At 38.2% G+C, this 26,127-nt stretch carries 21 protein-coding genes and 3 tRNA genes; 10 read left to right on the plus strand and 14 right to left on the minus strand.

Annotation, left to right across the window (positions count from 1 at the left end; all coding sequences use genetic code 11):
- Positions 1-16 precede the first annotated feature (16 nt).
- Both AC6CH7_RS17235 and AC6CH7_RS17240 read right to left on the minus strand, forming a co-directional pair.
- Positions 17-161: transfer RNA gene (locus AC6CH7_RS17235), tRNA-Asp, on the minus strand.
- A gap of 57 nt (positions 162-218) precedes the next feature.
- Positions 219-326: transfer RNA gene (locus AC6CH7_RS17240), tRNA-Asp, on the minus strand.
- 152 nt (positions 327-478) lie between these two features.
- Here AC6CH7_RS17240 and AC6CH7_RS17245 point away from each other — a divergent pair.
- Entirely contained in the window at positions 479-952 is a 474-nt protein-coding gene (locus AC6CH7_RS17245) for an Lrp/AsnC ligand binding domain-containing protein (protein WP_048908245.1), read from the plus strand.
- Positions 953-1,159: 207 nt separating this feature from the next.
- Here the strand turns inward: AC6CH7_RS17245 and AC6CH7_RS17250 are convergent, their stop codons facing one another.
- The 4 genes from AC6CH7_RS17250 to AC6CH7_RS17265 form a co-directional block, all read right to left on the minus strand.
- Positions 1,160-3,484 (minus strand): Tex family protein, encoded by a 2,325-nt coding sequence (locus AC6CH7_RS17250; protein ID WP_498263930.1) that lies wholly within the window; start codon positions 3,482-3,484, stop codon positions 1,160-1,162.
- 103 nt (positions 3,485-3,587) lie between these two features.
- The gene (locus AC6CH7_RS17255; protein WP_048908243.1) at positions 3,588-4,574 is read right to left on the minus strand and encodes a pyruvate dehydrogenase complex E1 component subunit beta; all 987 of its coding nucleotides are present in this window, start codon (positions 4,572-4,574) and stop codon (positions 3,588-3,590) included.
- 130 nt (positions 4,575-4,704) lie between these two features.
- Positions 4,705-7,578: a PD-(D/E)XK nuclease family protein gene (locus AC6CH7_RS17260; protein ID WP_498263931.1), complete on the minus strand. Its 2,874-nt coding sequence runs from the start codon at positions 7,576-7,578 to the stop codon at positions 4,705-4,707.
- Positions 7,578-10,883, minus strand: coding sequence for a UvrD-helicase domain-containing protein (locus tag AC6CH7_RS17265; RefSeq protein ID WP_498263932.1), 3,306 nt, complete (start codon positions 10,881-10,883; stop codon positions 7,578-7,580). Before AC6CH7_RS17265 ends, AC6CH7_RS17260 begins: the two co-directional genes overlap by 1 nt.
- A gap of 130 nt (positions 10,884-11,013) precedes the next feature.
- On the opposite strand from AC6CH7_RS17265, the gene AC6CH7_RS17270 reads away from it, so the two are divergent.
- Complete coding sequence (locus AC6CH7_RS17270) at positions 11,014-11,553, plus strand: thioredoxin family protein (RefSeq protein ID WP_498263933.1); 540 nt, start codon at positions 11,014-11,016, stop codon at positions 11,551-11,553.
- Between the two features lie 8 nt (positions 11,554-11,561).
- Here AC6CH7_RS17270 and AC6CH7_RS17275 read toward each other — a convergent pair whose 3' ends face one another.
- The 3 genes from AC6CH7_RS17275 to AC6CH7_RS17285 form a co-directional block, all read right to left on the minus strand.
- Positions 11,562-13,268, minus strand: coding sequence for a glycoside hydrolase family 3 protein (locus AC6CH7_RS17275; RefSeq protein ID WP_498263934.1), 1,707 nt, complete (start codon positions 13,266-13,268; stop codon positions 11,562-11,564).
- 254 nt (positions 13,269-13,522) lie between these two features.
- Positions 13,523-14,155, minus strand: a complete 633-nt coding sequence (locus tag AC6CH7_RS17280) for a porin family protein (protein ID WP_498263935.1) — start codon at positions 14,153-14,155, stop codon at positions 13,523-13,525.
- Positions 14,156-14,431: 276 nt separating this feature from the next.
- Positions 14,432-15,046 (minus strand): porin family protein, encoded by a 615-nt coding sequence (locus tag AC6CH7_RS17285; protein WP_498263936.1) that lies wholly within the window; start codon positions 15,044-15,046, stop codon positions 14,432-14,434.
- A 309-nt stretch (positions 15,047-15,355) separates the two neighbouring features.
- Here AC6CH7_RS17285 and glpK point away from each other — a divergent pair, with 309 nt between their 5' ends.
- The 3 genes from glpK to AC6CH7_RS17300 all read left to right on the plus strand — a co-directional run bounded on the left by glpK (position 15,356) and on the right by AC6CH7_RS17300 (position 18,023).
- Positions 15,356-16,846: a glycerol kinase GlpK gene (gene glpK, locus AC6CH7_RS17290; RefSeq protein ID WP_498263937.1), complete on the plus strand. Its 1,491-nt coding sequence runs from the start codon at positions 15,356-15,358 to the stop codon at positions 16,844-16,846.
- A 32-nt stretch (positions 16,847-16,878) separates the two neighbouring features.
- The gene (locus AC6CH7_RS17295) at positions 16,879-17,610 is read left to right on the plus strand and encodes an MIP/aquaporin family protein (protein WP_498263938.1); all 732 of its coding nucleotides are present in this window, start codon (positions 16,879-16,881) and stop codon (positions 17,608-17,610) included.
- A gap of 203 nt (positions 17,611-17,813) precedes the next feature.
- Positions 17,814-18,023, plus strand: a complete 210-nt coding sequence (locus tag AC6CH7_RS17300; protein ID WP_498263939.1) for a hypothetical protein — start codon at positions 17,814-17,816, stop codon at positions 18,021-18,023.
- A 303-nt stretch (positions 18,024-18,326) separates the two neighbouring features.
- Here AC6CH7_RS17300 and AC6CH7_RS17305 read toward each other — a convergent pair whose 3' ends face one another.
- From AC6CH7_RS17305 to AC6CH7_RS17320, 4 genes are all read right to left on the minus strand, one after another.
- A complete protein-coding gene (locus tag AC6CH7_RS17305; protein ID WP_498263940.1) occupies positions 18,327-18,731 on the minus strand; it encodes a transposase in 405 nt (134 codons plus the stop codon).
- 514 nt (positions 18,732-19,245) lie between these two features.
- Positions 19,246-19,333, minus strand: a tRNA-Ser gene (locus AC6CH7_RS17310).
- Positions 19,334-19,380: 47 nt separating this feature from the next.
- The gene (pyk, locus tag AC6CH7_RS17315) at positions 19,381-20,811 is read right to left on the minus strand and encodes a pyruvate kinase (RefSeq protein WP_172662243.1); all 1,431 of its coding nucleotides are present in this window, start codon (positions 20,809-20,811) and stop codon (positions 19,381-19,383) included.
- A 139-nt stretch (positions 20,812-20,950) separates the two neighbouring features.
- Entirely contained in the window at positions 20,951-21,370 is a 420-nt protein-coding gene (locus AC6CH7_RS17320) for an IPExxxVDY family protein (protein WP_048908234.1), read from the minus strand.
- Positions 21,371-21,528: 158 nt separating this feature from the next.
- On the opposite strand from AC6CH7_RS17320, the gene AC6CH7_RS17325 reads away from it, so the two are divergent.
- From AC6CH7_RS17325 to rnc, 3 genes are read left to right on the plus strand one after another with little or no spacing between them, the layout of a single operon-like run.
- Positions 21,529-21,765, plus strand: coding sequence for an acyl carrier protein (locus AC6CH7_RS17325; protein ID WP_008508386.1), 237 nt, complete (start codon positions 21,529-21,531; stop codon positions 21,763-21,765).
- A gap of 27 nt (positions 21,766-21,792) precedes the next feature.
- A complete protein-coding gene (gene fabF, locus AC6CH7_RS17330; protein ID WP_048908233.1) occupies positions 21,793-23,046 on the plus strand; it encodes a beta-ketoacyl-ACP synthase II in 1,254 nt (417 codons plus the stop codon).
- A 51-nt stretch (positions 23,047-23,097) separates the two neighbouring features.
- Positions 23,098-23,826: a ribonuclease III gene (rnc, locus tag AC6CH7_RS17335; protein WP_172662244.1), complete on the plus strand. Its 729-nt coding sequence runs from the start codon at positions 23,098-23,100 to the stop codon at positions 23,824-23,826.
- A gap of 9 nt (positions 23,827-23,835) precedes the next feature.
- Here the strand turns inward: rnc and AC6CH7_RS17340 are convergent, their stop codons facing one another.
- Complete coding sequence (locus AC6CH7_RS17340) at positions 23,836-24,552, minus strand: hypothetical protein (protein WP_498263941.1); 717 nt, start codon at positions 24,550-24,552, stop codon at positions 23,836-23,838.
- A gap of 111 nt (positions 24,553-24,663) precedes the next feature.
- Here AC6CH7_RS17340 and AC6CH7_RS17345 point away from each other — a divergent pair, with 111 nt between their 5' ends.
- A complete protein-coding gene (locus AC6CH7_RS17345) occupies positions 24,664-25,527 on the plus strand; it encodes a YicC/YloC family endoribonuclease (protein ID WP_498264043.1) in 864 nt (287 codons plus the stop codon).
- A 29-nt stretch (positions 25,528-25,556) separates the two neighbouring features.
- On the plus strand, positions 25,557-26,126 hold the full coding sequence (gmk, locus tag AC6CH7_RS17350) for a guanylate kinase (RefSeq protein WP_498263942.1): 570 nt from the start codon (positions 25,557-25,559) through the stop codon (positions 26,124-26,126).
- The last annotated feature ends 1 nt before the right edge of the window (position 26,127 follow it).

Here is a 26,127-nt window from a genome sequence, read left to right on the forward strand (position 1 = left end):
TTATTCATAAAAAAACTGGCTGTTGGGGAAGGAGTCGAACCTTCAAGGGGTAGTTAGCTACAGTTCAAAAATTAATTTGTGGTCAACCCATAAACTGCGTTTATCCATTTATCCCCACCACCGAGACAAGAAGGCGTGTCTGCCAATTTCACCACCCAACATTATATAAAGTACTAATTCTTAAGTAGCAGGTTTAGGTTGATTTAACTACTTAATAGCTGTAGGGGAAGGAGTCGAACCTTCAAGGAGTGGTTAGCCCTTACGGGTTTTCCAAATTCTCCACCACCGAGACAAGGAGGTGCGTCTGCCAATTTCACCACCCTACAGAGTATAAACAAGTTTTAAAGAACTATTTTTTATTACTTGCTTGATACAAATGTAACAACAACCTATATACGTTGCAAATATTTTAAACATTTTATTTTATTTTTACGATATTTCTAATTAACTTAGAATATTGTTACCAAATATCAAAACGATGCTTAAAAAAGAAACCCAAAATTTAGAAATTGATAACCTGGATATTGATATCTTGAAGCAACTGATGCATGATGCAACTAAGCCTTACACAGAAATTGCTAAAGATCTGATTGTTTCTGGTGGAACAATACATGTCCGCATGAAAAAACTTCAGGAAATGGGCATCATCAAAGGATCACATCTGATCATTGATCCGCAAAAGGCGGGCTACGACATTTGTGCCTTCCTTGGTATCTATCTTGAAAAGGGAATTCAGTATAAAGATGCTGTAGAGCAATTGAGTAAAATTAAAGAGGTTGTAGAGCTTCATTACACCACCGGTGCCTATAGCATGTTTGCCAAGATCATTTGTCGTGACACGAGTCACCTTAGACATGTATTAAATGAAGAAATCCAGGCTGTATCCGGCATACAACGCACAGAAACATTAATCTCTCTTGAAGAAAGCATCAAAAGACAGATTGAGTTGTAGTTCGCAAAGTGAACCCACCCACGTTATCCGATGGGTTGGGCTTCATAGGTCAGAGACTCACCTATTGGCAACGCCTCACTATATTTTTGTTTTGTGTCCGACTGCATCCCGCAACCAGACCATATATTTATAAACCAGAGCATAAAACCCATTCATCGGAACCTGGATGGGATGTAAGCGACAAACGCTAATTTGAGATAAGATTTACTATTTAAACATATTTTTCAATGCTTCAAGCTTCAATTGTAAATCCCCGTCCGGTAGCGGCTTATCTTTCTTTCCTCCGCTGTTATTAGTTTTAGGTTTTGACGGCTTTCTATGTTGATCCGGTTTACCGGCACTTACCGGTTTTTTAAAGTTATTAGGCTTTTGATCTGCCTTTTTAGCCTGAGGCTTTGGAGCAGTCGTCGCTGTTTTCATAGAAAGCGAAATACGCTTTCTTGCCACATCCACTTCAACCACCGTAACTTCTACCTTTTGATGAACTTTAACAACATCATTGGCATTTGTTACAAATTTATTGGAAAGCTGACTGGTATGCACCAAGCCATCCTGATGAACTCCTATATCTACAAAGGCTCCGAAATTGGTAATATTGGTAACGATGCCAGGCAATTTCATACCGATCTTTAGATCAGCTATTGCATTTACGCCATCAGTGAAGCTAAATATTTCGAATTGCTCACGGGGATCTCTTCCCGGTTTTGCAAGCTCACTCATAATGTCGTTTAAGGTTGGCAAACCAATTTCCTCACTTACATATTGCTGAAGCTTGATCTGTTTTCTTAACTCGGCATCTTTCATTAGCTGAGCTACACTGCAGTTCAGGTCTCTTGCCATTTTATTAACCAAGGCATAACGCTCCGGATGAACGGCACTCGTATCAAGCACATGCTCCGCATTTCTGATTCTTAAAAATCCAGCGGCCTGCTCAAAAGCCTTATCTCCTAAACGAGGTACCTTTTTAAGACTCTCTCGATTTTTAAAAGCACCATGCTCATTACGGTAACTTACTATGTTTTGAGCAAGCTGTGGACCAAGCCCTGAAACATACGCCAAAACCTGTTTCGACGCAGTGTTTAACTCAACCCCCACAGCGTTCACACAACTCATTACAGTGTCATCTAGAGAAGCCTGTAGTTTATTCTGATCTACGTCATGTTGGTACTGTCCCACACCTATAGACTTAGGATCTATTTTAACAAGTTCTGCCAATGGATCCATCAAGCGACGTCCAATCGAAACGGCACCACGAACGGTGATGTCCTGAGTTGGAAATTCTTCTCTGGCAACCTCAGAAGCCGAATAGATAGATGCACCATTTTCATTAACCATTACCACAATTACATCTGCTATAGCCAACCCACGGATAAATACTTCGGTCTCTCTGCCTGCAGTCCCATTTCCAATAGCGATCGCTTCAACATTGTGCTTAGCACATAGCTTTTTGATGGTTTCGGCAGCCTCAAGAACACCTCTTTGGCCATTATGCGGATAGATAGCCGTGTTTTCAAGTAATTTGCCTTGCATATCCAAACAAACAACCTTGCATCCTGTACGGAATCCAGGATCTATTGCCAGAACATTCTTTTGTCCCATTGGAGCAGCCAGCAGCAATTGCCTAGCATTCTCTGCAAATACACGGATGGCTTCTTCATCGGCCTTTTCTTTTGAAATATTGCGAACTTCTGTTTCCATTGCTGGTCCCAACAAACGCTTATAGCTATCCTGTATCGCTAATTTAACCTGTGCTGAGCTGCCATTGTTGCTTTTTACAAACTGCTTCTCCAGAATTTGAATTGCTCCATCTTCCTCAGGCATCGTTTCAAGCTTTAAAATATCCTCATTTTCTCCTCTGCGCATTGCAAGGATCCGATGAGAAGGGGCCGATTTAAGTGGCTCGTTCCAGTCAAAATAATCTTTGTATTTGATTCCCTCTTCTTCTTTACCCTTTACAAGGGTCGATTTAAAAATCGCATTGTTTTGAAAATATTTCCTCAATGATGTTCTTGCATCAATATTCTCATTTATAATCTCCGCAATAATATCTCTGGCTCCTGCAAGCGCTTCATCTGTTGATGACACCCCAAGTTCATCATTAAGAAACTTTACAGCTTCAATTTCCGGATCTTGCTTGCCTTGCTCCAGTATGGCAAGAGCAAGAGGCTCCAAACCTTTTTTACGGGCTTCTGATGCTCTGGTTTTACGTTTTGGTTTATATGGAAGGTAGATATCTTCAATGGTGGCAATATTTGTCGCCGCGTTTATTTTTGCTTCAAGCGCTGGCGTAAGTTTTTCAAGCGCAGCAAGTGCTTTTAAAATTGCTTCTCTGCGCTTATCGAGCTCACGAAGCTGCTGAAACCTGTCGCGGATGGCGGCAACCTGTACCTCATCCAAACTCCCTGTCATCTCCTTGCGGTAACGGGAAATAAAGGGAACAGTTGCTCCTTCATCCAATAATTCAATAGTAGCGATAACCTGCTTTTCCGCTACTGCGAGTTCAGCAGCGATTATTGTAGAGTGATTACTCATTTTGATCTCTATTTGATGTTGTAAAGTACAGTGGGGTCAAAAATAAAAAAAATCCCGCATAGGGTTTAACCAGCGGGATTATATTTCTTTTAAATAATTAGTCTTATTTTGCTACGTACATAACTTCTTTTACAGCTTTAACTACCTTTTCTGCATTAGGTAAGCTAGCTGCGATAAGAGTTGGTGCATAAGGCAACGGTACATCTGCACAAGTGATACGCAATACCGGAGCATCAAGATAATCGAAAGCATTTTTTTGGATATTAAATGCAATTTCAGAAGAGATAGAAGCCAACGGCCAAGCCTCTTCAACAATTACCAAACGATTAGTTTTCTTAACAGATTCAATGATAGTTGCATAATCAATAGGACGTACAGTACGTAGGTCAATTACTTCAACACTAACGCCTTCTTTAGTTAATTCTTCTACAGCTGGGTTTACAACACGAGTAAGCATTTTACCAAAAGTTACGATGGTTACATCAGTACCTTCTTTCACAACATTAGCCTTACCTAGAGGGATATAAAATTCACCTTCAGGAACTTCACCTTTATCACCGTACATCACCTCAGATTCCATGAAGATAACCGGATCCGGATCAATGATAGATTGTTTAAGTAAACCTTTGGCTTCATAAGGAGTAGATGGAACTACAACTTTCAAACCCGGGCAGTTTGCATACCAGTTCTCAAAGTTTTGAGAGTGCTGAGCACCTAACTGACCTGCATTTCCAGTTGGCCCGCGAAATACGATAGGCACAGAAAACTGTCCGCCACTCATAGATAGCATCTTTGCTGCACCATTAATGATCTGATCTATAGCAACCAGAGAGAAGTTAAAAGTCATGAACTCTATGATTGGAACCAATCCGTTCATTGCTGCGCCAATACCTATACCGGTAAAGCCCAACTCAGCTATAGGCGTGTCTATAATGCGTTTGTCGCCAAATTCATCCAACATTCCCTGACTAACTTTATATGCACCATTATATTGTGCAACTTCTTCGCCCATCAAAAAAATGTTCTCATTTTTGCGCATTTCTTCGCTTAAGGCCTCACGTAAAGCTTCTCTAAATTGAATCTCTCTCATTGTATATTCAAATGTTAATTGCGGCAAACTTAGATAAAATTGTTTTTATATGCAATTTATTCGCACACTGCCCGCCATTGAAAAGAAAGTTTTACACTTGAAGTATATCCGTGATGATTTAATTTCTTAACTATCTCTGACAAATGTCTTTATAAGGGCAATACGAGCAGTTTTCTTTATTCTCAGTTTGCAAAAACGGAATGTTTTCATCAAATAGTTCATTCAGCTTTTCATTTAATTTATCAGCAAACATAGATTTAAACGCTTCCAGGCTCTGATCCTGCAATACTAATCCTCCTTTTTGCTTTTCTTTAAATAAAGTACCCTCTTTAAAATCTCTAACAGTATAAAGATGTGGCTCTACATATTGCCGACCTTTAACCTGCTCATACACATAGGTATAGAATAATGTTTGTATAAGCGCCTTGTTATGATCCTTTGCCTGATCCTCGAAAAGAGAAGGGAAATCTTTGTACTTAAGCTGATCTTTACCTGTTTTATAATCAACAATCCTGATCTTTCCATCTTTTACATCAACGCGGTCAATGATACCGTATAGCCAGATATTACGATTCTTTCCTTCTTTACCAATTGGATAAAGCATCACATAATCGCTTTTATTTTCAAGTTCCTCTATTTTAAAAGGCGTAAGCTTTTCATCATTTCTTAAAATTTTAAGCGCATACTGCTCCAATACCTGTAACACAATTTGTTGCAAAGCCGGAGTCTGGGTTCCCGCTTTGGCCGCGTTAAGCTTAAGTTCTTTGGCCAGGGCAAATTCACAAATATCTGACAGCTTCTTTTCCCTTTCCTTAATAAAATCGGCTGTTATCTCAGCTCCTACACTAGGCTCATAAAAGACTTCCATTACGGTATGCAGTGCACTTCCGATTAAATTGGCTTCTATTCTATCCGGTAAATCTTTAGGTTCTTTTAAACCGGCAATATTTTTATAGAAAAATCTTAAGGAACAGGTATTATAATCTGTAAACGCAGTGGCAGATATCTTCTTGTCATACTTGGGGGTAGAATTTCTTTTGAAATATTTCTCTAGTCCTTTTAATACCTCTCCTTTTTTTTCTACAACAATTTTCAGGTTTCTGGGATTCTCAATTGATTGGTTCTGCTGCACCCTATGTGAAAACGTACAATTGGTTTCGAACTCCAGTTGTTTTACAAAGCGGCTTTTCTCTCCTGTACTTTTCTCGTCTGTAACACCATTATAAACCAGTGTAATCTTTTTTGCGACATGCAGTAGTCTATAAAACAGGTAAGCTGAAATTGCATTTTGATGTTCAAGTATAGGCAGACCAAAAGCACGCCTAATATTATCAGGAATAAATGATGGGTTATTATTGATTTTAGGAAGGATACCTTCATTTACTCCCAAAACGATAAGTTCATCAAAGTCCAGGCTCCTGCTTTCCAAAAGTCCCATTACCTGCAAACCGGCCAAAGGTTCCCCTTCAAAGGGCACGGTTAATCCTTGGAGTGCTCTTCTGATAAGCTTAAAAACAAACCTCGGATTCAAATCCTTTGCCCCCTCTGCTTTTAGCTCTTCAAAACTATCTGTAAGTGTATTAAGTGCTTTTACTGCTTCAGTAGACAACAAACTGTCCATTCTTTGCAACTTACTTTCTTCTGAAACGTACAATAATACACTTGCAAGATGCCTTATCGTTGTGAAAGAATCGGCAAAAGAGTTGAAAGTGATGGTTGCGATCTTGCCTATACGTAAGAGCTCTGTTCTATCAAAAGATACCTTTTTCTCATCAACAATCTTGTTATGCAACTCATTGCGTAAATCCGAATCAATAGGAATCAATGGATTAAAAAGGAAAGATAAAACATGTTTATAGTTAACCTCCGCATCAGACAACAGGGCTTCCTGGATACTGAGCCAAAGATCACATAAGCCATATAAGGCCGATTGCTCAAAGGGATAACCCATAGTAACATTCACACTATCGTCATCAATAGTTTGCAAAGCCGGGATTAGCAACTTCTCATCGGCTAGAATAATTGCTTTTCCGCCTGCTCTTCTAGCCCCATTTTCTGATAAAAGTTCCGAAAGCAACTTGCCTTGAGCAACATTACCCAACGCCTGCACAACAACAAATTCCTTTGCCGGATCGTTCAGTGTTGCCGGCGCTACTTTAAACTGGTTAACCAGTCCAACAGTATGTATATTTCTTCTGATAAAATGTCCGGCTTCCTGCAATGGATTTGAAAAATAATGCGCATCTACATCAAAATAGAAAGAACACCATCCTTTTTCCTGCCATTGCTTAAAAAACCGTTCTTCTGCTTTCGACAAAGCATTGAAACCAACAAATACAGTATGTTTAAATGCTTTTAAAAATTCAGGATCCGAGTTCTTACCTTCTGCAAGGTTACGGTACATCTTGGCATTGGTAACCAGATTTTCTTTAGCTAATCTTGAGTGAAAATTAACATAAAGTAAGGGCATTCTTTGCCATAGCTCTATAAACCTTTCTTGCATTTGGTTCTGCTTTTTTGCAGAAAAAGAGCCCCAGAATGTTCGCATAAACTGTAATTGCTCCTCATCAAAGTTTGGGAATTGCAGTTGCAATTCTGCGATATCTTCAATTAAGCCAAATATCTCTTTAGCATTTGCCAGATAATAATCTACCTGACTAAAATCGCCAAGAATAATTTCTGCCAATGGATAAAACTCATCAGGCGAAACATCTTCTTTGCCCTCTCTTGTTAATAGTTCATTATAACAGGTATATAAAACAAAGAATTGCTTAAGCTGACCTGCAGGGACAAGTGCTGTGCCTCGCGAAAGAAACTCCTGAATAGTGTACATCTGAGGGCTCCAAATTGGCCTACCACTCACTTCTGCAAGGTATTTCTTTAGGTATAGCTGGGGTCTTTTATTGTTAAAAACAATGGCTACATCCTGTAATTCATTACCAAAACGTTCTAAAAGATCGGCAGCAACTCTGTTCAAAAACTTTCCTTCATTCACACTTTCCATTACGATATTTTTAATAATTTTCCTGTTTCGGCATACCAGATGTAAGCGTCTATTTGTTTAAACTCATCCATTTTCAACAGGTTTTCCCTGTAATGGTTGATGTCGTCTATGTATTTACTGTGAGGGGCTCCAAACTTAAAATCGAGCAAAACAGCCTTATCCTCCATTACAAAAAGCTTATCCGGACGTTTCACTTCTCCCCCCTCCAAAATCATATCTCTTTCACTAATTATGCTTTTAGAATGCTTAAACCATTCCGCTATCTCCTGTTGATTGATCACATCTATAACTGCTTGCTTTACTTCATCGCGCTCACTGCGCCTAATCAGGCCCTCCTGCATTTTCACCGCGATCAATTTATCAAGATCCTTTAAATCTGTAATGGTTTCCAGAATACCATGTAACACTACTCCTTTTCGCTGTCGGGCATTAAACCAGCCATCATCATTATTCTTTTGGTAATTAAACTTAGAAGTCAGACGCTCATTCACGTAATAATTAGAGACCTTTATGGCGCTTTCATTAATTTCAGATACTTTTTTAACTGCAGGCCTTAATTCACCAAAAGACATCAGGTTTTCTTCAAGAACAAAACCTGATTCCTCTTCATTTTTAAAAAGGTTCAGTAATATATTCTGAAGCTCGTTTTTAACCGTGCTTTCCTTTTTCTTCTCCACAGTTGTTGTTTTAGGGCATACCAGATATAAATATTCCCTTGCTCTGGTGGTTGCTACATATAATGTATTTAGGGCATCCATATAGTTTAGCAGCATTTCTTCAAAGTACTCGCGTGCAAACACTGTAGACGCAAGTTTACTACTATAATCCACCGGCAAAGTACTAAAGCTTTCAAACCCAGCCTGTCCGGCATTTACCCATAGTATTTTCTTAATAAATCCACTTGGGGTATTTAATTTCCAGTTCAAAAATGGAATAATTACCGCCTTAAACTCTAATCCTTTCGATTTATGAATGGTCATAATTTGCACCGCATCCTGATCATCAGCATTAGGCAAAGCTTTATTTAGGCCTTCTTCATCCCACCATTCCAGGAACCTACCCAGCCCCTGATCACCTCCTCCAGCAAAAACACCTATCTGATCTCTAAGCGCCATAATAAAAGGAATATGATTTTCATTCCGGCCGGTCCCTAATCCAAAAAACTGCACCATTCTTTCCATTAAGCTGCTCATAGGCAATTGCCTGAAACTTTCAAAACCGTTGCAGAAATCCTCAGGAAAATAAGATGTAAGATTTTGAATAGGCTGGTTAGCAATATCCATCCAATCCTGAGCAGTTAAGGCTACTTTCCCTTCTATCCCTTCCGGGCTGTTTATCTGGCTATACAACCCTGCGCATGTAGCCCGATAAATAGCCTGCTCATCCTCTCTTGCCACCAACATTCTAAATATATTGATCAGCAACTGGACGGCAAGGTTAGACGATATCTTTAAAGCATCTCCGGAAATAACCTGAAACGTTTTGCCCGCAGCAGCCGATAAATCATCTTGGCTATCTAATAAGGCTGAAATCATTATTTCTGCCTCTCTATTGGTCTTTACCAACACACAAATATCTTTCATTAAAAAGCCATGAACAGATAGCAGTTCAATGATTTTGTTAACGGAATGTACTGCTGCAACAGGACTTTCATCCTCTGCCTCGGCATCATCTTCCTTGTTCAGAAATTGCATCTCGATTTTACCCCCCGTTAGCGTTTGAGGAGTAACGTTTTGAAAGCTCCCTTCATAAGCGCTATCAATAATCTGGTTGTACTCCTGATTCCAATAACTTAAAAGATCTTCTCTCTCGGTCTCTGCCAGGATTCCATTGAGTTGCCTTTGCAAAATAGATGGTAAATGGCTATATAGAAAATTGTTAAATGCAATCACATTAGTTGTACTTCTCCTATTAAACTCCAGGTTTTCCTCTACAACATTATGCGCCTGCACATCATGTCTTACATTGCTATGCAAAATGCGCCAGTCACCGCTACGCCACCGATATATAGACTGCTTTACATCACCTACAATGAGGTGCTCAGTAGTATTCCCCTCAAATTCTGATAGGGCATTTCTGATAAGTGGCAAAAAATTAAGCCACTGCATGGTGCTGGTATCCTGAAATTCATCAAATAAAAAATGCTTATACCTATTTCCTGTTTTTTCCCAGATAAAGGAAGGATTTTCCGCATCTGCTCCTGTTATGCCAACCAATAACTGTTGGGCATCACTAATAAGAAGCGCTTTATTTTCGGCTCTGTAATTCTTTAATTGTTGTGCCATTTCCTGCATCAACCGTAAATAAGAACTGTTTTTATGAATAGCCAGCCATGTTGAGTATTGTTCAGCACCTTCCTGATAAAAGTCAACCATTTTCTTTAAGCCCGGATTAAGGTCATCATACAACTGCCTCACTCCTGATGTATCCTTTAATGAGCTATGCGGCCACTGCTCAAAATCATCAACCATATTGGACAGGGCAGGAAAAACACTATAATCTTCATTCAATATCTTCTCCAGCTTTAACAAAGGATTAAGAGATTTACGTGCCAGTTCTTCGGGCAAAACACCAGAAAGATCAAATATGTATTTCAGGTCCGTAGCTTGATCAAACAAGGTTTTATTAAATGCTTTTATGCCAGAGGTTACGGTTTGTTTTAAAGTATTAAATTCTGCTGACCTATCCTCTCCCATAAGTAACATCGCTTCCTGAAAAGGATAGTACCGCTCTTTAAAAATCTCATTGGCCAGATCCTTTAAAGCACGCTGATAATTCCAGTCCTTGCCATCACTTATCCGATCTATGGCAAGCGCCGTTACCCATTCCAGCAATTCAGGATCAGCTTCCATCTGTAAATTCAGTGCTTTAACCAGTTCTTCCTTTACTTTGTCATGGTTCATTTCCAGCTTATATCCACTGTCCAGATTGAGTTCAAAAGCAAAACTTCGAATTACCTTTTGCACAAAACCATCAATTGTGCTTACAGAGAACCTACCAAAATCATGAAGTATATTGCTGTAAATTACCTGTGCTTTTGCTTTAATATCCTCATCAGAAAGTTCAGGATAGCTAGCCTTTAAGAGCGGCTTAAAATCTGAGGGGTCGCCTTTTGCTATCGCTTGTAAGGCCCCCAATATCCGCTCCTTCATTTCGGCTGTTGCCTTATTTGTAAAGGTAACTGCAAGAATTTCCCTGTATTTGCCCGGGCCGCTAAATAAAAGTGTAAGGTAATGCAGGGTTAGGCTAAAAGTCTTACCCGATCCGGCAGATGCTCTAAGCAATTTTAAAGGTTGTTGAGGCATTACGTAAAGCTATAACTTATTTAGAAAAATATGGCTACAAATAAAATCTACTATTTAACTAGAGAATATTAAACTGGTATTACAATTGATGTTAGCTATTCTATTAATTTTGCAATTAAATTATTGAACAATGAAAAGGATAGCCTTAATACTACTTATTGCCATAGCAACTGTAGGCGCAAGCTCTGCACAAGAGAAAAAAGAAGCGGTACATATATATGATCCACAGGCCAATGCCCGCGCAGATATTGATGGCGCTGTAGCTAAAGCTAAAAAAGAAGGGAAACATGTGTTTTTGCAAATTGGCGGTAACTGGTGCAGCTGGTGTATTGCTTTTCATAAAATGGTAGACAATACGCCTGAATTAAAACAATTCATTAACGATAACTACGAAGTTGTTTTGGTAAACTACAGTCCTGAAAATAAAAACGAGGCTGTGCTTGCCAGCCTTAATTACCCGCAACGTTTCGGATTCCCTGTTTTTGTAATACTTGACGGTAACGGAAAATTACTGCATACCCAAAACTCTGCTTACCTGGAAACCGAGGAGAAAGATGCAAATGGCAAAAAGAAAACCGGGCATAGCGTAAAAGCTGTTACCGACTTCTTGAAAAACTGGACGCCAAAAGCAGTTGACCCGGAAACTTACAAACAACAAAAAGCAAAGTAATTTAACAATTACTCTTTGTCGCCATACTTAAAGAAAGTATTCACAGTAACGGGCAGTCTACCTGTAGGAATCAGTTGATTCTTAATTACAGATGCAGCTGCCTTTTGCATGAAATCCTCTTTTTGATAGGCTACAATGAGCCCCTTGCTATTCTCAAGACCAGGCAATGCCGATAGGTTATACGGATTGGCAAACAAAGCAAAAATTGCATTACTTAACGACATATCCTTAATAAACATCTTTAAGTCGTTACTTAAAATCATCCCGTTTCCAGGCCTGATACGAGTATCATGAATGCCAATAATTACCTGATCAAAAACATTAATATATCTCAAAACCTTCGCAATAGCCGTAGCATTGGCGTTCCTATCCAGTGTATAGAATACTGAATTTTTATAGTAAGCACCTAAATCACGTTGAAACGCTGTAACTCCAGGTGTACCTAAACTGATGATTACCGTTCTTCTATCCCTAGACAATTGACTAATGTTTACCTTGCCCCTTAACCGGGTCATAGAGGCATCAGCCAGCTTTTGCAAAAGCACCTGACTTCCTGATCTGTTTACATCAGCGACCACATTCCTTTCATTTATAGAATCGCGAACATCTAAGCCCACCCAATATTTAGCCGTAAGAATCTTTTTAACACTTTCGTCAATTCTGTCCATGCTAATTCGGTCTTGTCTAACCGCTTTACGAACCAGTTTTATTGCTCTGTCGCTATTTTCGGAAAGCTCCAGAATGTCGTTGCCTGCAATTACACCCATTACATCAGCTTCTCCGTCCTTAAAATATTTAACCACCCCTTTCATACCCATAGCATCAGAAATAATCAGCCCTTTAAAACCCAATTCCTGCTTTAAAATACCAGTAACAATGGGCTTCGATAAAGTTGAAGGCATATTTGGTGTGTTATCTAATGCCGGAATATTCATGTGTGCAATCATTACACCTGCAGCACCCTGGCGGATCAATTCTCTAAACGGATAAATCTCCAAACTATCCAAACGTGCTTTAGAAAACTTAAGTTGAGGAAGATCATAATGAGAATCTACATCGGTATCGCCATGTCCGGGAAAATGTTTAATACTAACCAATACCCCCCCATCCTGCATTCCCCTCATATACTCACCAGCCTTTGTGGCCACGTTGTATTTATTTTCTCCAAAAGAACGATAGTTTATAACCGGATTTTTAGGGTTGTTATTCACATCAACATCAGGCGCAAGATTCATGTGCATGCCAATACGTTTATAATCTTTAGCCACTTCCAATCCCATTTTATAAAGCAGCTCTTTATCCTGGATAGCTCCTAAAGCCATTTGGTAAGGATAAGAGACCGTACTATCCAAACGCATCCCCAAGCCCCACTCTCCATCAGAAGTAATCAATAAGGGTACCCTTGATAAAGACTGGTACTGATTTGTTAAAATGGCTTGTCGGCCAGGTCCTCCCTGAAAAAACACCAATCCACCAACCTGTTCCTTCTTAATTACATTGGCAATAGAGTCTTCATAAGCCTTCCCCAAATTGGTATGCGCTCTTACAAAGAACATCTGGGCAATTTTCTGACGCCTATTCAATTTATTGAATACCGAATCAACCCAGTGATTCTTCTCTGTTAAAGTTTGTAGGTAAGATTTTTTTTGTGCCTTTGTTGACGACACTGAGATACATAAAAGGAAGGTAGCAATAAGCAGATGTTTAACGTTCATTACGGCAGTGGATTGTTTAAATTTCAAAGTTATAAAAAAAAGCACCCTATTCAGGATGCTTTTTAAGGTTAAATAGGAATATTATCCTCACACACAATTAGGGATTAATTTCTTTCCTGCTCTCGTTGGTTATCTTTTTGAAGTATGATAGGAAGGTAGGTGTTCTTTTCTTAACCTTTTAAAGGTACGTGCAATTTTTGATTATTCCTGCAAAGACCTCAACTAGTTTCACTTACACTTCAAAACTGCCCTACTTAAAAGGTATAACCTAATGATAATGCAAATCCTTTATTCTTAATCTTATCCTGATCAAAATCATCCTTAAGTGCCTTTTGGAAATCCATCATATATCGTGCGTTCACATTGATATTTGGTGTGATACTATATCCAAGACCAACAGCCCCGCCTGCCAAAGACTTACTAAAATTCTCTGTGTCTGTCGATTCTCCTTCAGTGTCATTATTAAATGCACCTGTTGATTTTTGTGAAAGAAGGAATGATACCTGCGGACCCGCAAAGACAGTTAACTCTGGAGTAGCCTTATATCCTATCAGTACAGGAATATCTATATAAGATACCTTGGTATCAAGATCCGCAGAACTTTCACTTAATTTCGCTCCCTTTTGAATGAACATCGCTTCTGGCAAGAAGGCAAACCGTCCACCCATAGGTAAATCGGCATAAATACCTGCCTGAAATCCAACCCTTGAGTCTGTTGAATAATCCTGACCAAGTGCCTGAATTTTTCCCATGTTCATCAAGTTGGCACCGGCTCTGATACCGAAGCTCATTTTGTCATTAGCAGCCGACTGTGAAGTCTGTGCATTTGCCTTAAATGCTAAACTGCTTACTGTTAATCCTAGTCCTATAATGAATAATTTTTTCATAATTTTCTATTTAAAATTCACATGGTATATTGTAATAACCATGCCAAAGACACCAAAATCAACAGTTTGAAGGAAAGCAAACAAACACACAAACAGCTTATTTACTGGCAATTACAAACAAAACGAAACACTAAGTATAGCCTAACAATCCAAGGATCTGTAAGTGTATCGGATTTGATACACTCTATTGAAATTACCATTAAACAAATGAGCCAGATCATTTGATGATCTGGCTCTTAATTAAAAATTGAGTAGCTAATTATCCAACCGAAACAATTAGAATTTCAATCCTAATCCTACAGAGAACACCTGGTTCTTATATTCAGGAGTTTCTTTTGATCCATTCTCGTTGTTCTTTTGGAAATCCAAAGCGTAACGGCCATGAAGGTCTATCTTATCTGTTACATCGTATCTGAATCCAATTACACCACCAAGCAGACTTTTCTTAAATCTATCTGATTTATCTTCAATGATTGTTTCTTCAGCAGTTCCAAATCCATTTTCAAATTTGTTATTAGTTGAAGTAAGGAAAGATACCTGCGGACCAACAACTAAATTCAATCCTGAACCACCAACATTAATACTCGCTAAAATTGGAATATCAATAAAATGAGTAGTTTGCGTAAAATCACCAAAAGCAGTTTCTGCTTTATACCCTTTTGTAGAATACAATAACTCCGGAGTAAATGCCAATCCCTTAATCAGATTGATATCCAAAGTAATCCCCGCATTGAAACCAGGATTAACTTTTGTTTTAAAATCATTATTACCGTCACCTTTAATAATGTTCGGTAAGTTTAAGCCTCCCTTAACACCCAATCTGATCGGGCTCTGTGCATTTGCTGCACCGGCTACAAATAGGCCTATGGCCAAAACAATTAATTTTTTCATTTTGTGTAGTTTTTTCAGATTCATCAGAAAGAAATGTGCCAATTTTAAAAACAACGTCATTATATCGCCTTTAAACACTGGTTACCACCCATTTAAAACTTGTTACAACATCAATTTTTGCTACTAAAGATTATCTTCCTATAAACGAGCTCCTTATTAAATTGTATCTAATTTGATACAAACAATTAAATGCAGACCTTCCCAAAACAATAGCGCATAAAAACAAAATAATTTCACATTACTTGCTTTTACTTTCGATAATGATTTCTTATACTTACGTTTTATTACACATTATTCCAAATATAAAGTATGAGCAAGTATATTCTATCCTTTGATCAGGGAACTACAAGTTCGAGAGCAATCGTTTTTGATAAAAAAGGGAGCATTATTTCAATTGCACAAAGAGAGTTTAAGCAAATATATCCTCAACCAGGATGGGTAGAGCATAATGCTACCGAAATTTGGTCTAGCCAGGTTGCTGTAGCAACAGAGGCTATCATAAAAGCCAGTATTACACCTAACGACATCGCTGCCATAGGCATTACCAATCAGCGAGAAACAACGGTATTATGGGACAGAAAAACCGGAGAACCATTACACAACGCCATTGTATGGCAAGACAGACGTACATCTGCCTACTGTGATGAATTAAAAACGCAGGGGCTGGCCAAAAGCGTACAGGAAAAAACAGGGCTTATTATAGATGCTTATTTCTCGGCCACAAAAATCAGATGGATACTGGAAAATGTTCCCGGAGCAAGAGAAAAAGCCGAGGCCGGAGACATCGCCTTTGGAACTATAGATTCATGGCTGATATGGAAACTGACTGATGGCAGGGTTCATGTTACCGATGTGACCAATGCATCAAGGACAATGATTTATAACATCCACACTCTTGACTGGGATCAGGAATTGCTTGACCTTTTTAATATCCCACGCAACATCCTTCCTGAAGTAAAATCATCAAGCGAAGTTTATGGAGAAACCACAGGCAATGTACTTGCAGCTAAAATACCTATTGCAGGGATCGCTGGTGACCAACAAGCCGCTCTTTTTGGTCAAATGTGTACAGAAGTTGGCATGGTTAAAAACACTTATGGAACCGGATGCTTTATGCTGATGAATATTGGAGATACGCCTATAGTATCGCAAAACAACCTGGTAACTACCATTGCCTGGAAAATAAACGGCAAAGTACAATACGCGTTAGAAGGAAGTATATTTATAGGAGGTGCAGTTGTACAATGGTTAAGGGACGGACTAGGTTTAATTGCCACATCTGCCGATGTAGAAGAACTGGCTTTAAGGGAAGCAGACACAGGTGGTGTATACCTTGTTCCGGCCTTCGCTGGTCTTGGGGCTCCACATTGGAATCAGGATGCCAGAGGTACTATTACCGGAATTACCAGAGGCACAAATGCATCTCACCTAGCCAGAGCAGCCATTGAAAGCATCGCTTTCCAAACAATGGAGGTTTTAAAGGCTATGGAAGCAGATTCAGGACTTAGAATTAAAGAGCTAAGAGTAGACGGAGGTGCAACTGCCAACGACATACTTATGCAATTTCAGGCTGACGTGCTTGAAACCACAGTAATCAGACCTCAGGTAACAGAGGTTACCGCCCTAGGAGCGGCATATCTGGCTGGCTTGGCTGTTGGCTACTGGAGCAGCATGGACGACATTAGTGGTCAGTGGAAAATAGATAAAAGCTTTAAAGCTGGAGAAGCGAAAAATATAGAAGAGCGTATTAAAGGGTGGAATAGGGCTGTAAAGGCTGCAAAAGCATACGCCGAAAATTAACCAAAATAATAACTTATTTAAATCTTATCTGTATGTCTGCATTTTCAGCCGAAATCCTCGGCACTATGTTTATGATTTTATTGGGCAACGGTGTTGTTGCCAATGTGGTTTTAACCGGAACTAAAGGAAACAATGGTGGCTGGATGGTAATCACCACAGCTTGGGCACTCGCCGTATTTGTAGGCGTTGTTATTGCCGGCCCATATAGTGGAGCTCACCTTAATCCAGCTGTAACAATTGGTTTGGCTATTGCAGGAAAGTTTAACTGGGCAGATGCCCCGTCCTATATTGCCGCTCAATTTATAGGCGCGATGCTGGGATCATTTTTGGTTTGGCTTTTATTTAAAGATTTCTATAAAGGAACCGAAGATAAAGGGGCAAAACAGGCTACCTTTTGCACCGCACCAGCTATACCAAATACCATCTCAAACCTGATTAGCGAAATAATAGGCACTTTTGTGCTAATTTTTGTGATATTTCATTTTACAGATGCGTCATTAGGCACCGATAAATCTCCAATTGGCCTGGGATCTGTTGGCGCCTTACCTGTAACCTTCCTGGTTTGGGTTATCGGACTATCTCTCGGTGGCACAACAGGATATGCCATTAATCCGGCACGGGACCTTGGCCCTCGAATTATGCACGCCATACTTCCAGTTGCGGGTAAAGGTGGAAATAACTGGAATTATGCCTGGATACCCGTAATAGGGCCTATTATAGGTTGTTCATTAGCCGCGTTGTTATATTTATGCATAAAAATTTAGTTTTGTGACCATAGAGGCACTGTTTAAATTGAGGTTAAAATATTACATTAAAGTAAATTTTTTTTGTGTTGACAAATTATAGATTTTTATACCTTTGTAATAGGGATAAGTCTATTCATTAGATAATAGCATACAGGTTGCCTTGAAGTTTGTATTGGCTATAATAATAACAGACGTACTAAACAAATATAAATTAACGCTCTATGGCCAAACACATACTATTATCGTATGAACCGGATCCAAGTACGGCTCATAATGCCGTTGGTATCATATATATATTAAAAATTCAACGTATAACCTGGTGGGGTTTAAGAAAACGTATCATCGAACACCATGCGCTAATCCCGTTTCATTCAGATTCTCAAAAATATTTTAATGCCTGGGATGCAGATATTGGCAAGGAGATCAAATAACTTAAACATAAAATAGCTTGGTTCACCACCGGGTTTTACTTGAGTGTAAAAGCCTAACTACTACTACTTTCCCGAATAATTCCTTTGATCTTATATTTCAGAAAACAAAAAGAGGGTGCAGTGTGTGAGACTGGCGGGGAATCTGGTTACCCACTGCAACATCTACAGGAACTTTTCAAAATTATCAGGGAAATTTATAAGAATAAGAAGCGAATGGATAAGGATCGGTAGATATTTGAGCCTGTTTTCTTTAGCCAAACAGTTTGCACAACCTAGAAATACTAATCTTGTCATATAGAAGTGCTATTTCCTGGAGTGCCTGGCGCCAGACTTTTTTCGGATCTCTATATTTAATTCACGTTCGGCGATCTCTACAAATTTTTTATATACAGCAAGTTGAAGTTCTGCTTCTTTGAGTTTCTTTTCAAGAACCTTATTTTCTTGCTTTAGTTCAGCCTCCAGTTCCTTGATATGCTGTTGTTGTTTATCGTTCATTGGTCTGCCTATACTTTTGTAAATTGGATAGACTAATTTACCATATTTTCTTAACCAATTTTGGATGCAGTGATTACCCCGGATATCATACTTACGCTGCAGCTGATCCTTGTTTAGACTCCCAAATTCATATTCGCTAACTACTAATTGTTTAAAGTTTTCACTGTAACGCCTGGGTGGACGTTGCTTTCTTTTAAAATTATCATTGACCATCTTTTTAAGATTTTGGTCAACCTTTTGCAGGACTCGACTATGCCTTAAAAAGCCTGCCATCATACGATTGCAGGCTTTTTGTTGGTTTTGATACCATATTTTCGGGGATCAAGGGAGTCCATTAGAGCACCTATCAGGAATTTTGAGATTAATTGGAGAGACTTATAAAGATGGGACTATTAAAGTGTAAGTAACTTTTCTGTATAATCGATCAAAAATAAAGGGAATTTAAGCATATAGCTTTACATATAAATCATATTTTTAAGGTTATATGCTTAAATTGTATTTCTTTTAATTATCTGCTATCAATGTTTAACTCTTTAAGATAAGTTATAACTAATTAAAAAGCAAACGATATTATCCAAATCGTTGACTTAGTTTTTAAATAAAAACAGACACCGGATTAGACAGATTGAGATAGGGAAATATGATTAATTTGGGGGTAGGCAGAAAAACAAAAACCCACTTAATGTTTATTTTAAGTGGGTTTTGTTGTTGTTTGCAACTAAAGCTGCGGAGAGTGAGAGATTCGAACTCTCGATACCCTTTTGAGGTATACACACTTTCCAGGCGTGCTCCTTCAACCACTCGGACAACTCTCCTTTTTTCAGGATTGCAAAAGTAGGATTTTTTTTCCTGTTACTGAATATTAATCAATAACAGTGATTTTTAACATATTTGTTTTGCCTTTCTGTTCCATTGGAATAGCAGCAGTGTTAATAATCACGTCTCCTTTTTTAACCATTTTGTATTCCTTAAGCAGGCTGTTTACGTCTTGAATGGTCTCATCAGTACTTTCAAATTTGTCGTAATAAAAACCTTGAACACCCCATAAAAGGCTCAAAGTATTTAATAGAGATCTGTTACTGGTGAAGATATAAGTTAAAGCCTTAGGTCTGTGGCTTGAAATTTCAAATGCAGTATATCCGCTCACAGTCATAGAAACAATACCAACTGCGTTTGTTTGCTTAGATAGGAAACAAGCAGTATCGCAAACTGCATCGCTTAAGAAGCTTTCAGATTTTGGTTTAAGGAATTTCTCAGGATGGAATGGATAGTTATTAGTTTCGATGTTCTGAATGATCTTCTGCATCGTCTCAATAACGATAAGCGGAAACTCACCTACTGAGGTCTCGCCACTTAGCATTACGGCATCAGCACCATCAAGAACAGAGTTCGCAACATCATTAACCTCTGCACGAGTTGGCCTAGGTGTAGTAATCATACTTTCCAGCATTTGGGTAGCAATAATTACCGGTTTCGAAGCAGCTCTACATTTTTGTACAATCATTTTTTGTAACAAGGGAACTTCTTCCATTGGCATTTCAACTCCCAGGTCACCACGGGCAACCATGATACCATCAGAAACAGCAATAATTTCATCAATATTAGCAATTGCCTCAGGTTTTTCGATTTTAGCGATTACACGAGCAGTTTTACCTCTTTGTTTGATGATGTCTTTTAATTCAATAATGTCTTCAGCATTACGAACAAACGAAAGCCCAATCCATTCTACATCGTTTTCGAGAACAAACTCAAGGTTTTTTCTGTCTTCAACTGTAAGAGAAGGAATAGAAACTTTTGTATTAGGTAAATTCACACCTTTTCTTGAGGTAAGAATACCACCGTGAACTATTTCGCAAAGAACTTCGTCTTTAAGGTTAGTTTCGATAACACGCATTTGCAGCTTACCATCATCTAAAAGGATGATTTCGCCAGCTTTTACATCTTTTGGAAAAGTATCGTAAGTGATGTAAATCCGTTCTTCATTTCCTATGCATTCTTGCGTAGTAATGATGGTACGGTTTCCATTAACTAAGTTAATACCACCATCCTTAACCATACCAATTCTAATTTTAGGCCCTTGTAAATCGGCAAGGATACCTACATTATAATTGTATTTTTCATTGATATTACGAATGGTATCCAATACTTCCTGATGATCTGCCTGAGAACCGTGAGAAAAATTTAAACGGCAAACGTCTAATCCGGCGTTAAACATACTGTATAAAACTTCCGGTTTAGCTGAAGCAGGGCCCAGGGTGGCCACAATTTTTGTTCTGGAATGAAATGGTTTCATTTAGTTACTTAAATTTATTATTGACGGGCAAATCGATGATTTTTCACATAAAAAACCCATGCCCGTCTGATTATTAATGTTATTTGTCTGATAATGTAAGTTCAAATATAGTGTATTTAATACACCTACAATATAAAATTTACATTATCAAATTTTCCCTCGACTTCAATTTGCGTGGATCTATCTGCGCAGCTACCTGAATATCAGGTAGTTTATTCAATCCATTGATTATAAAATTAAGATCTTCTTTGTCAATGTACTGATGAATAATCATAAAAAAATCTACTTTATTCATTTCAGGAATTAAAAACCCTTCGGCATTTCGGTTGTTAAGGATATAATATTCAATCTCACCTTGTTCAACGTAAAAATAATACTTTGAAAACGGTAATGGATCCTCATCAATATTAAAATAAACCTCATGATCCTCAACCTTTTCAAAATTAAAATTAAGGCTAGTATTTACTTTATGACAAAGCATATAATCCTTTAGCGATGCAGTAATGGCAATTAGTACAAAATCGAGGTCTAACGATAGTTTTAAATAAGTTTTGTTCAAAACGCAGTATATTTACGGGATTACGAAATTATAAAACTAATTTTACTTTAATGTTCGAAATAAAAACATTAAAATTGATAGAGAAATAAAAACATTTGAAATGTGTAAGAATTTATTTTTCTTTGCACTGAATTATTTAACCATTAAATTATAACATTATGTCTGATATTGCTTCAAGAGTTAAGGCTATTATCGTTGAAAAATTAGGTGTGGATGAAAGCGAAGTTACACCAGAGGCTTCTTTCACTAACGATTTAGGTGCGGATTCTTTAGATACAGTAGAACTTATTATGGAGTTTGAAAAAGAATTCAATGTAGCAATCCCTGATGATCAGGCTGAGACCATTGGTACAGTTGGTCAAGCAATTGCTTACTTAGAAAAAAACGTTAAGTAAAATACGGTCTCCGTATAATCCGTATAAATGGAAGTAAAAAGAGTAGTAGTTACAGGGTTGGGTGCGCTCACTCCTATTGGCAGTACCATCCCGGAATTCTGGGATGGCCTGTTAAATGGGGTGAGTGGCGCTGGCCCCATTACAGGTTTTGACACCTCAAAGTTCAAAACCAAATTTGCATGTGAGCTTAAAAACTTCAATCCAGAAGATTTTTTGGACAAAAAGGAAGCCCGCAAGCTAGATCCATTTGTTCAATATGCTTTAGTAGCCACAGATGAAGCGGTAAAGGATGGTAATTTCGATTTTTCACAAATCGATACCAACCGTGTTGGCGTGATTTGGGGCTCAGGCATTGGCGGCTTTAAAACATTTCAGGATGAAATGAAGAACTTCTTTTTGGGCGATGGTACACCACGCATGAATCCGTTCTTTATTCCGAAAGTAATAATTGACATTGTTCCGGGCCATATTTCTATAAAATATGGACTTAGGGGACCTAATTTTGCTACAGTTTCTGCATGTGCTTCATCTACAAATGCGATGATCGATGCGTACAATTATATTCGTTTGAATATGTGCGACATTGTGATTAGCGGTGGGTCTGAGGCAATCATTAACGAAGCAGGTATTGGTGGTTTTAATGCAATGCATGCTTTATCGACCAGAAATGATGATCCTCAAACAGCTTCAAGACCGTTTGATAAGGACCGAGATGGCTTTGTTGCCGGCGAAGGTGCAGGAACCATTATTTTGGAAGAACTGGAACATGCTAAGAAAAGAGGGGCTAAGATCTATGCCGAATTAGTTGGTGGTGGAATGAGCGCAGATGCTAACCATATTACAGCTCCACATCCGCAAGGATTAGGCGCAAAAATGGTAATGACAAACGCGCTTAAAGATGCCGGTTTAACTACTGCGGATATTGATTACATCAATGTTCATGGAACCTCAACTCCTTTGGGGGACATTTCTGAGACTAAAGCTATCGTTGATTTGTTTGGAGAGGATGCTTATAAATTAAACATCAGCTCTACAAAATCTATGACAGGACATTTATTAGGTGCTGCAGGTGCCATAGAAGCAATTGCATCTATCCTTGCAGTAAAAAATGATATAGTACCTCCTACTATTAATCATTTTACTGATGATCCTGCGTTTGATCCGAAATTAAATTTCACATTTAATGTGGCACAAAAGAGGCCTATTCGTGCTGCTTTAAGTAATACTTTTGGCTTCGGAGGTCACAATGCTTCAGTGATTTTTAAAAAATACGAAGAATAAAAAGCACTTTGTGGAGGCTATTGTTAGCCTCCTTTAATTTTGCAATAATTAATGCCATTATTTGACCTGTATAAGCTTTATCTATCATCTGATAAAGACTTTATAAAAAAGTTGAACAACATTTTAGGCTTTGTGCCTGGAAATACTGTTTTGTATAAAATGGCGTTCAGGCATAGGTCTGTGGCAAAAATCCTAAAAAACGGTAGTCGGAGCAGTAATGAACGTTTAGAATTTCTAGGCGATGCTATTCTAGGCTCTGTGATTGCCGAATTACTGTTTAAAAGCTATCCATATAAGGAAGAAGGCTTTTTAACAGAAATGCGTTCAAAAATTGTAAATCGTGCCAACCTTAATCAGCTTGCCAGAAAGATGGGCTTTGATCAATTGATCGTTTTTGATCAAAAAGCTGTAAATATCCAAACCAAACATCATTCTATGTTAGGAGATGCATTTGAAGCCCTTGTAGGCGCTGTGTATCTTGATAAAGGATATAATTTCACCAAAGATTTCCTACTTAAAAGAATAGTGAAACCGTACATCGATATTCACACACTGGAGCTTACTGAAACTAATTTTAAAAGTAAATTGATCGAATGGTGCCAGCGTCATGGAAAAGATATATCCTTTGACATGGTTCAAAATAGCGAAGGTGAAAGCACAAAATTATTTACGATACAGGCAGTTATTGAGGGTGAAAGCTTCGGGACGGGCAGGGATTACAATAAAAAGAATGCCGAAAAGCTTGCAGCAGAAAAGGCCTGTGAGGCGCTTTCTATTTAGAATTTTTTCTTATTTTTTTAACGTGTCTGTATATGATTTATAAGACTCTTTTATGTATTTGACAGCATCGTATTCTGTCCAATTTTTAGCTTTTTCGTATTCCGGCCTATAATCAAGCATGTATTTTTCCAGTGCTTCTCCTTTTAAATCGGTATTGTTCTGAATGATAACTTCATTAAAGAATCCATCTATTAAAGTCTGTTGCATCTCCGTTTCATAATAGCGCCCAAATCTTCTTGCATTTTTAGGGGTCCGGCCTAGCAATTCATAAACAGCGGTAAGCGGTTTAAAAAGAAATGACAAAAGTGGCGGCTTTCCTTGATAGAATGAGCCTTTATTTTTAAAATCCCTTTTTATATCGTTCAGTTCCTGTTTTTTTGTCTGTCCTGTAATGTTAACCTCTCTAAGCGTTCTACCCCTATCTAAGTAAACAATGAGGTCTTGACCTGCTGCCGGGACCACTACTTCGGCATCAGAATATTCAATTTTAATTACCAAAAGCGTATCGCCTGGTACCGCTCTGATCTGGAACAAACCAAAGTCGCTGCTTAAAACTGATAATCCTGTTCTTTTATTTATGATTTGTGCGGCAGCAACACGTGTAGAGGCTCCTTTTTCCATCACAGCTCCCTTAAGAATAAACTCCTGCTGAGCTGAAACAGAGGATATGGATGTCACAAAGAACAATAGGAATACTAAAATATTTAAATAACCAGGCCTTATCATCTAACGAATATTTTTTGTAAACTTAACCATTGTTTGCCAATGAACTAAGTTAAAAAAAGTTAAATGAGTTTGAAAAGGCAATAAATTATATCTTTGCACATGATAAAATCAATGACAGGGTATGGCCTGGCTTCTACTGATCACGAAAACATAAAGTTTGCAGTAGAGATAAAATCTTTAAACAGTAAGTTCCTGGAACTGAATTTAAAACTACCCAGAGCTTTCTCGGAAAAGGAATTATTGCTGCGCAATATCTGCAGTAAGGAAATTGAACGCGGAAAAGTAAGCGTTTCTATAAATATAGAACGCGGTGAAGAAAACTTAAAAGGTGCAACTATTAATGCTGCTCTATTGAGCAAATATTACAAGCAACTTGAAGAAATCAATATCCAGTTAGGGGCCAACTCTAATAATCTTTTACAGGCTGTTCTTAATTTTCCTGAGGTAATCAGTTATTCTGACGAAGATGTTAATGAAAATGACTGGGACATTTTAAACAATACGTTTATTAAGGCCCTTGAAAGTTTTAACCAGTTCAGACTTGCCGAGGGGGTTGTTTTAAAGACCGACCTTGAATTGAGGATTAAAAACATTCTTCAGTTATTTTCGGAGATTGAAGTTTTGGAACCGCTTAGGATTCCTCAGATCAGGAGCAGATTGAATCAGTTTCTTGAAGATAATGTAGGAAAGATAAACGTAGATCAGAACCGTTTAGAACAAGAATTAATCTATTATATTGATAAACTTGATATTACTGAAGAAAAGATTCGCCTAAAAAGTCATTGTGATTACTTTATTGAAACCTTAAAAAGCAAAGATGCCAATGGAAAAAAACTTGGCTTTATTTCTCAGGAAATAGGCAGAGAAATCAATACCATGGGTGCAAAAGCTAACGATGCGCAAATACAGCAGTTGGTTGTGGGTATGAAGGAAGAGCTCGAAAAAATTAAGGAACAACTATTAAATGTTTTGTAAGCCACTGGCTGAAAAACGACAACACAAAAATGAAACAAGGTAAACTTATCATATTTTCTGCACCATCTGGAGCCGGAAAAACAACAATTGTAAAACACTTACTTAAGAAATTTCCTTCACTTAGTTTTTCTATCTCTGCAACAACACGCCAGTTGCGTGGAGATGAAAAAAATGACAAGGATTATTACTTTATCTCTAAAGAAGATTTTCTGCACAAAGTTGCCCATCAGGAATTTGTAGAATTTGAAGAAGTTTATAACGGCACTTTTTATGGCACTTTAAGATCTGAAATTGAGCGCATCTGGAATGATGGCAAACACGTAATATTTGACATTGATGTAGAGGGGGGATTACGCTTAAAGCGTAAGTATGAGGAAGACGCACTAGCTATCTTTGTTCAACCGCCTTCTTTAGAAGTGCTAAAAGAACGTTTGAGCGGCCGGGGTACTGATAGTGCCGAAAAGCTACAGGAACGTTTTATAAAGGCTGAAAAAGAGCTTGGCTATGCAGATAAATTTGATGTTATCTTAAAAAACTACGAATTAGCTACAGCATGTGCTGAAGCTGAAAAACTTGTTGGAGATTTTATCAATAGCTAAA

Source organism: Pedobacter sp. GQ55 (assembly GCF_059758925.1).

Excerpts from the sequence above, each read along its gene's own strand:
- AC6CH7_RS17245 (WP_048908245.1), top strand. The coding sequence starts at position 479 with ATGCTTAAAAAAGAAACCCAAAATTTAGAAATTGATAACCTGGATATT.
- AC6CH7_RS17250 (WP_498263930.1), bottom strand. The coding sequence starts at position 3,484 with ATGAGTAATCACTCTACAATAATCGCTGCTGAACTCGCAGTAGCGGAA.
- AC6CH7_RS17255 (WP_048908243.1), bottom strand. The coding sequence starts at position 4,574 with ATGAGAGAGATTCAATTTAGAGAAGCTTTACGTGAGGCCTTAAGCGAA.
- AC6CH7_RS17260 (WP_498263931.1), bottom strand. The coding sequence starts at position 7,578 with ATGGAAAGTGTGAATGAAGGAAAGTTTTTGAACAGAGTTGCTGCCGAT.
- AC6CH7_RS17265 (WP_498263932.1), bottom strand. The coding sequence starts at position 10,883 with ATGCCTCAACAACCTTTAAAATTGCTTAGAGCATCTGCCGGATCGGGT.
- AC6CH7_RS17270 (WP_498263933.1), top strand. The coding sequence starts at position 11,014 with ATGAAAAGGATAGCCTTAATACTACTTATTGCCATAGCAACTGTAGGC.
- AC6CH7_RS17275 (WP_498263934.1), bottom strand. The coding sequence starts at position 13,268 with ATGAACGTTAAACATCTGCTTATTGCTACCTTCCTTTTATGTATCTCA.
- AC6CH7_RS17280 (WP_498263935.1), bottom strand. The coding sequence starts at position 14,155 with ATGAAAAAATTATTCATTATAGGACTAGGATTAACAGTAAGCAGTTTA.
- AC6CH7_RS17285 (WP_498263936.1), bottom strand. The coding sequence starts at position 15,046 with ATGAAAAAATTAATTGTTTTGGCCATAGGCCTATTTGTAGCCGGTGCA.
- glpK (WP_498263937.1), top strand. The coding sequence starts at position 15,356 with ATGAGCAAGTATATTCTATCCTTTGATCAGGGAACTACAAGTTCGAGA.
- AC6CH7_RS17295 (WP_498263938.1), top strand. The coding sequence starts at position 16,879 with ATGTCTGCATTTTCAGCCGAAATCCTCGGCACTATGTTTATGATTTTA.
- AC6CH7_RS17300 (WP_498263939.1), top strand. The coding sequence starts at position 17,814 with ATGGCCAAACACATACTATTATCGTATGAACCGGATCCAAGTACGGCT.
- AC6CH7_RS17305 (WP_498263940.1), bottom strand. The coding sequence starts at position 18,731 with ATGGTCAATGATAATTTTAAAAGAAAGCAACGTCCACCCAGGCGTTAC.
- pyk (WP_172662243.1), bottom strand. The coding sequence starts at position 20,811 with ATGAAACCATTTCATTCCAGAACAAAAATTGTGGCCACCCTGGGCCCT.
- AC6CH7_RS17325 (WP_008508386.1), top strand. The coding sequence starts at position 21,529 with ATGTCTGATATTGCTTCAAGAGTTAAGGCTATTATCGTTGAAAAATTA.
- fabF (WP_048908233.1), top strand. The coding sequence starts at position 21,793 with ATGGAAGTAAAAAGAGTAGTAGTTACAGGGTTGGGTGCGCTCACTCCT.
- rnc (WP_172662244.1), top strand. The coding sequence starts at position 23,098 with ATGCCATTATTTGACCTGTATAAGCTTTATCTATCATCTGATAAAGAC.
- AC6CH7_RS17340 (WP_498263941.1), bottom strand. The coding sequence starts at position 24,552 with ATGATAAGGCCTGGTTATTTAAATATTTTAGTATTCCTATTGTTCTTT.
- AC6CH7_RS17345 (WP_498264043.1), top strand. The coding sequence starts at position 24,664 with ATGACAGGGTATGGCCTGGCTTCTACTGATCACGAAAACATAAAGTTT.
- gmk (WP_498263942.1), top strand. The coding sequence starts at position 25,557 with ATGAAACAAGGTAAACTTATCATATTTTCTGCACCATCTGGAGCCGGA.